Origin of the sequence: Halomonas colorata, assembly GCF_014897985.1 — a bacterium.
Classification (GTDB): domain Bacteria; phylum Pseudomonadota; class Gammaproteobacteria; order Pseudomonadales; family Halomonadaceae; genus Vreelandella; species Vreelandella colorata.
Genome location: NZ_JABUZA010000036.1, coordinates 40,106 through 46,262 on the forward strand (window position 1 = coordinate 40,106; position 6,157 = coordinate 46,262).

Consider the following 6,157-nt stretch of genomic DNA (forward strand, 5'->3'; position numbering starts at 1 on the left):
TAATGATTTATATAGTCAACTAACGATTTACCTAGATATTACCAATGCCACTAAACACAGCACGGGAGCAGGCCATGTCCGTTCATTATCAGCGCCACGGCGATATAGGCGTTATCCAAATTGCCAACCCACCGGTTAACGCCCTGGGTCAGGCAGTGCGCAGTGGCTTGATCAATGCGCTTGAAGAAGGCATTGCCGACTCTGACGCTAAAGCGCTGGTGCTATTAGCAGATGGGCGAACCTTTATCGCCGGCGCGGATATTCGTGAGTTTGGCAAGCCGCCTCAAGCGCCGCTTTTACCGGATGTGATTGCTCAACTCGAAGCCTGCCCGAAACCTTTAATTGCGGCACTACACGGTACGGCGCTTGGCGGCGGCTTGGAGGTAGCGCTGGGCTGTCACTACCGCACCGCACTGGAAGGCACCCGCGTAGGGCTGCCAGAAGTAAAGCTGGGCCTACTGCCCGGCGCGGGAGGCACCCAACGGCTGCCACGCCTGGTTGGCGTTGAGCGTGCGCTCGAAATGATTACTAGCGGGCGCTTCATTGAGGCTACAGAAGCGCTTGAGGCGGGGATCATTGATGACGTTAGCACCGCCAAGACACCGCTTGAAGCGGGCTTATCAGCGGCACACGCGGTGTTATCCGGCCAACAAGCATCGCGTATTACCGGCACCCTGCCTGCGCCTGAAAGCGACTCGCAAGCGATTGCCGATACGCGTGAGCGCCTTACTCGGGAAACGCCGGAACTTTTTTCACCGTTTCGCATTGTTGAAGCAATCGAAGCAAGCGTAACGGCTGACTCGCTTCAAGACGGGCTGCGCCGCGAGCGGGAGCTTTTTGTCGCCTGTATGGATTCACCTCAGCGTGCGGGGCTTATTCATCTGTTTTTCGCTGCGCGCAGCCCGCACATTGTCCCTGGGGTCGAGAATGCCAGCGCCTTTAACCAAGTGGCGTTAATCGGCGAGCATCCGCTATTTAAACGCTTACAAAAAGCCGCCCAGCGGGCCGGCATTCAGTTAACCGATACTGCTAACGAAAACACCGAGCTGTGCCTTATTGCATCGACAAGCCATGCGGAGCAACCACTCCATATGACTACCATCACCCTGACCGAAATTGGCAACCAAGGTGACATCAACACCGCGTTAAGCCTGGTCATTCCCCAAAGTGATGATTTGATTGAGCTGGTCAATCTAGGCGCTGAGCCGCTTACTCAGCAACGCGCCGCGCTTACGTTAAAAGCCCTTGGGGCAAACGTAGTGGTCAGCCAGAAGCGTAGCTTGCTCAATACACTGTACGAAGCGACTCAGCAGGCCCCAGCCTGCGAGAAGCGCTCAGCCCTTGAACAGGCAAGCATCGGCATTGCACAGCAGGGCTTTTGCTACCGCGAAAGCGATATCGACTTACTCGCGGTAGAGGCGCTGGGCTACCCGAGCCACCTAGGTGGGCCGCACCGCCAGGCAGCGCTCTCAACGGCTAAGGACGTATAACCAATGAATCTTACCTTTAGCCCCGAAGAGCAGGCATTTCGCGCCCAGGTTCGCCGCTTTCTAGCCGATGCGTTGCCCGGTGATATCCGTGAGCGCGTGCGCCTGGGGCGTCATCTGCGAGCCGATGATCATCTGCGCTGGCAGAACATTCTTAGCGCGCAGGGCTGGCTAGCCGCTAATTGGCCAACGGAGCACGGCGGCCCCGGCTGGGGGCCTGTCGAGCGGCATATATTCGATGAGGAGTGTGCCGCAGCTCACGCGCCGACGGTCGTACCCTTCGGGGTTAACATGGTGGCCCCGGTTATCATGAAATTCGGCAGTCCTGAGCAGCAACAGCACTATCTGCCGCGCATTTTGAGCAACCAGGATTGGTGGTGCCAGGGCTACTCAGAGCCAGGCGCAGGCTCTGACCTGGCGGGGCTGAATACTCGCGCCGTACGCAAAGGCGATCACTACATCGTTAACGGCCAGAAGACCTGGACCACGCTGGGCCAGCACGCCAACATGCTGTTTTGTCTGGTGCGCACCAACCCGGATGCCAAGAAACAGGCAGGCATCAGTTTTTTACTGATTGATATGCAGAGCCCAGGCATTACGGTGCGCCCGATCATTACCCTCGATGGTGCCCACGAGGTAAATGAAGTGTTTTTAGACAACGTCCGGGTACCGGTTGAAAATCGCGTGGGTGAAGAGGGCCAGGGATGGACCTGCGCCAAGTTTCTACTTACCCATGAACGTACCGGTATTGCCGGTCTGGGCCACGCCAAGCAGGCACTGCGTCATTTGAAATCGCTGGCCAGCCGTATTGAGCATCGTGGCAAGCCTTTGCTGGCGCTACCCAGCTTTCGTTTACGGGTGGTAAAGGCGGAGCTTGAACTCATGGCTCTTGAAGTCACCAACCTGCGCGTGATTGCGGCCACCCGGGATGGCGGCGCCCCCGGCGCGGAAAGCTCGCTACTCAAGGTACGCGGGTCTGAGCTTCGCCAGAAGCTAAGCGAGCTGACTCGGCGTGCGCTTGGCCCGGCGGCGCTGCCCTTCTTTCCTGATTTTCTGCACGGCGATGCATCGTTGGATGACGCCAACGCGCAAAGCGCGTCCGCCAGCGCGCAGTATTTTAATCGCCGCAAGCTATCGATTTATGGCGGCGCCAATGAAATACAAAAAAGTATCGTCGCCAAAACCATTCTCGAAATGTAAGGACGCCACCATGGATTTTGCTTTGACCGACGAGCAGCGCATGCTCGAAGAGACGCTCACCCGCTTGGTGGCTGATCAGGTTTCCCCCACCCAGCGTCGCGCCATGCTGGATGCACCCCGCCAAGAGCCCTCTACGCTTTGGCGTACCTTTGCCGAGCTTGGCTTGCTGCATATGCCCTTTAGCGAAGCGGTGGGCGGTTTAGGCGGTGATGGTACGGATCTTATGATTATCATGCAGGCGCTGGGCCGTGGGCTGGTACCCGAAGCCTATCTGGCAGGCCTGGTGCTGCCGGGCCAGCTCCTCGCCTTGACCGCCAACAGCGCGCAGCAAACCCGCTGGCTGGCCCCGCTTCTTGAGGGTGAGCATCAATTGGCGCTCGCCTGGCAAGAGCATGGTGCCCGCTACGATGCCTTTGACGTATCTACCCAAGCTATAAAGCACAACGCTCAATGGCGGTTAACCGGCAAAAAAGATGTCGTGCTGAACCTGGAAGCCGCCTCCGCCTATCTGGTCACCGCTCGGCTGGAGAGCGGTAAGCTAGGCCTATTTATCCTGCCTGCGGGCACGCCCGGCCTATCGCTGCACCTCTACCACACAATGGATGACCAGGCCGCCGGCGACCTAACCCTTGATGACGTTACGCTGCCAGATGAGAACTGCCTGAGTGAAGATGTCAGTGAGGCGCTGGCCGACGTGCTTGCCCTGGGCCGCGCGGCGCTATGTGCCGACGCCATTGGGGCGATGGAAGAGGCCTGCGATCAAACCCTGGCCTATTTAAAGGATCGTAAGCAATTTGGGCTGCCGCTCGCGACGTTCCAAGCGCTTCAGCACCGCATGGTCGATATGCACCTACACCTTGAGCAATCGCGTTCCATGGCGATTTTAGCTTGCACCAGCCTGTCACTGCCCGCTGATGAGCGGGACTATAAAATTGCCGCGGCCAAAGCGTATTGTGGTGAGTCAGCACGCTTTATTGCCGAGCAGGCGATTCAGCTCCACGGCGGCATGGGCATGACAGAAGAGTGCCATGTGGCTCACTATGCCAAGCATCTGGTCATGTTTGATCACTATCTTGGCGATAGCGACTATCACCTTGAGACGGTCAGTGACCAGCTAAGCGTTGCTTAAGGAGCTTTGTATGCCGGATAACGCTAGTGAGCTGATTAGTCTCAGTGCGATTGAAAACGGTATCGTCGAAGTTGCCATCAACCGGCCTGAAGTCCGCAATGCGCTAAATGAGCCTACCGCTCTGGCGCTTAACGAAGCACTCGCAAACGTGGCACAGGATGACCGGGTGCGCTGCGTGATTGTTTACGGTTCAGGTAGTGCATTCTGCGCTGGCGCCGACCTTGCCGAGTTTGAAAAGGCGGCCTCTGAACCGGCTAGTGAGCGGCTTGAGACACTCTTTTTACCCGCTTTGCGCACATTAATGACGATGGAAAAACCGGTGATTGCGGCGGTCAGTGGTGCGGCAGCAGGCATTGGTGTTTCCTATGTCCTCGCCAGCGATATGGTGGTGATGGGACGCTCGGCTTACCTTAAGCTTGCCTTTATCAATATTGGCTTGATTCCCGATGGCGGCGCCTGCTGGCACTTGGTGCGCCAGCTTGGTCATGCCCAGGCTTTTGAAATGGCCGCGCTGGCAACCCCGATTACTGCTGAACGCTGCATGGCACTTGGTCTGGCCAATCGCGTTGTGGAAGATGACCAGGTGCTGGTGCAAGCCCGCACGCTGGCGCAGGCATTGGTAGGTCAATCACCCCAAGCGTTGAGCGCAACCAAGCATGCATTGCGAGAAGCAGCGCAACTTTCGCTTGGCGATACCATGAAGCAGGAAGGGGAACTGCAGGATCAGTGCAAAGCATCCGATGATTTTCAAACGCGTGTGGCGGCCTTTCGTCAAAGCCGCCGCAAATGAGTCAGCGCCTGCTGATAATCGTTATGTAGCGTGGCCACTTCTTCGGCGACGCTATTAAGCGTAGTAATACTGCCCACGCCCTGCCCCGCGCCCCAAATATCACGCCACGCTTTGGATTTACTGCTGCCGCCTGAGCCATAGCGCATCGAGGCTTTGTCACCTTGCGGCAACGCTTCGGGGTCTAGCCCCGCTTGCTCAATACTGGCGCGCAGATAGTTACCGTGAACGCCCGTAAACAAGTTGGTATACACAATATCCACCGCCGCCGAATCCAGCACCATCTGCTTATAAGCCGATGAAGCATTTGCCTCCTGGGTGGCGATAAAGCGCGTGCCCATGTATACCAAGTCCACGCCTAGCGCCTGGGCAGCGGCAATCTGTTCACCTTGAGTAATGGCGCCTGCCAGCACCAGCGGGCCGTCGTAAAAGCGGCGCACCTCGGCCACAAAGGCAAACGGATTGAGCCCGCCGGCATGCCCGCCTGCTCCATGGCAGACTAAAATCAGACCATCGACGCCGGCATCAATCGCTTTTTTGGCGTGTCGCAGCGTGGTCACATCATGAAATACCAGCCCGCCATAGGCATGCACCTGCTCTACCACCCGATTAGGAGCATGCAAGCTGGTAATCACCAGCGGCACCTTGAACTCGGCGCACAGCGCCACGTCATGCTCCAGACGATCATTCGTGGGGTGTACGATCTGATTAACCGCAAAAGGTGCAGAGGGGCATTCGGGATGGCGTTTATCATAGTCAGCCAGGGCTTGAGTGATCTGTTCTAGCCATTCCCTGAGCGTTTCAGCGGGCCGGGCGTTTAGGGCCGGAAAAGCCCCGATAATGCCAGCCTGACACTGGGCAATGACCAGCTCTGGCCCAGAGACAATAAACATTGGAGAGCCGATCACCGGCAGAGTTAACGAAGCGGTTAAGCGCGTTAGCATGGGCATCTCGCTAGTTATTTTTACGAGGCTGTTAGCGCAAAAAGGCCCCCGGGGCCTTTTTGCGCCTTATGACTTACAGCTTGCTTTCAAGCTCGGGCAGGATCTCGAACAGGTCGCCCACCAGGCCGTAGTCGGCCACCTGAAAGATCGGCGCTTCGTCGTCCTTGTTGATCGCAACGATCACCTTGGAGTCTTTCATGCCCGCCAGGTGCTGAATGGCGCCGGAGATTCCCACCGCGATATACAGATCTGGAGCGACGATCTTGCCCGTCTGGCCGACCTGCATATCGTTGGGTACAAAACCGGCGTCCACCGCGGCGCGCGAGGCACCTACCGCCGCACCCAACTTGTCGGCAATCCCGTTGAGCAGCTTGAAGTTGTCGCCGTTGCCCATGCCGCGGCCACCAGAGATGACGACCTTGGCACCACCGAGTTCGGGGCGGTCGGACTGCGCCAGTTCCTGTTTCACAAAGCTTGACTGGGTGTTCTCGACGACCACGTCTACCGCTTCCACCGTGGCGCTACCGCTGTCACTGACGGCGTCAAACGCGGTGGTGCGTACGGTCATCACTTTAAGCGCATCGTCGCTTTTCACCGTGGCGATGGCGTT

The 6,157-nt window shown here is 57.7% G+C and carries 6 protein-coding genes; 4 read left to right on the top strand and 2 right to left on the bottom strand.

Annotated elements, in window-relative coordinates:
* The first annotated feature begins 74 nt into the window (after positions 1 to 74).
* From INT33_RS15905 to INT33_RS15920, 4 genes are read left to right on the top strand one after another with little or no spacing between them, the layout of a single operon-like run.
* Positions 75 to 1,490: an enoyl-CoA hydratase/isomerase family protein gene (locus INT33_RS15905; protein ID WP_193092377.1), complete on the top strand. Its 1,416-nt coding sequence runs from the start codon at positions 75 to 77 to the stop codon at positions 1,488 to 1,490.
* 3 nt (positions 1,491 to 1,493) lie between these two features.
* Positions 1,494 to 2,687 carry an acyl-CoA dehydrogenase family protein gene (locus tag INT33_RS15910; RefSeq protein ID WP_193092378.1) on the top strand — a complete coding sequence of 398 codons (1,194 nt, stop codon included), beginning with the start codon at positions 1,494 to 1,496 and terminating at the stop codon, positions 2,685 to 2,687.
* A gap of 10 nt (positions 2,688 to 2,697) precedes the next feature.
* Entirely contained in the window at positions 2,698 to 3,816 is a 1,119-nt protein-coding gene (locus INT33_RS15915; RefSeq protein ID WP_193092379.1) for an acyl-CoA dehydrogenase family protein, read from the top strand.
* Between the two features lie 10 nt (positions 3,817 to 3,826).
* Positions 3,827 to 4,606 (top strand): enoyl-CoA hydratase/isomerase family protein, encoded by a 780-nt coding sequence (locus INT33_RS15920; RefSeq protein ID WP_193092380.1) that lies wholly within the window; start codon positions 3,827 to 3,829, stop codon positions 4,604 to 4,606.
* Here the strand turns inward: INT33_RS15920 and INT33_RS15925 are convergent.
* Together INT33_RS15925 and INT33_RS15930 are read right to left on the bottom strand one after the other, a co-directional pair.
* Complete coding sequence (locus INT33_RS15925; RefSeq protein WP_192539081.1) at positions 4,588 to 5,547, bottom strand: NAD(P)H-dependent flavin oxidoreductase; 960 nt, start codon at positions 5,545 to 5,547, stop codon at positions 4,588 to 4,590. The genes INT33_RS15920 and INT33_RS15925 overlap by 19 nt on opposite strands.
* Positions 5,548 to 5,620: 73 nt before the next feature.
* A partial coding sequence (locus INT33_RS15930; RefSeq protein ID WP_226940228.1) for an electron transfer flavoprotein subunit alpha/FixB family protein occupies positions 5,621 to 6,157 on the bottom strand: 537 nt, incomplete at its 5' end.

What these genes read in the sequence shown, in the direction of transcription:
- INT33_RS15905 (WP_193092377.1), top strand. Translation starts at nt 75, where the DNA reads ATGTCCGTTCATTATCAGCGCCACGGCGATATAGGCGTTATCCAAATT.
- INT33_RS15915 (WP_193092379.1), top strand. Translation starts at nt 2,698, where the DNA reads ATGGATTTTGCTTTGACCGACGAGCAGCGCATGCTCGAAGAGACGCTC.
- INT33_RS15925 (WP_192539081.1), bottom strand. Translation starts at nt 5,547, where the DNA reads ATGCTAACGCGCTTAACCGCTTCGTTAACTCTGCCGGTGATCGGCTCT.
- INT33_RS15920 (WP_193092380.1), top strand. Translation starts at nt 3,827, where the DNA reads ATGCCGGATAACGCTAGTGAGCTGATTAGTCTCAGTGCGATTGAAAAC.
- INT33_RS15910 (WP_193092378.1), top strand. Translation starts at nt 1,494, where the DNA reads ATGAATCTTACCTTTAGCCCCGAAGAGCAGGCATTTCGCGCCCAGGTT.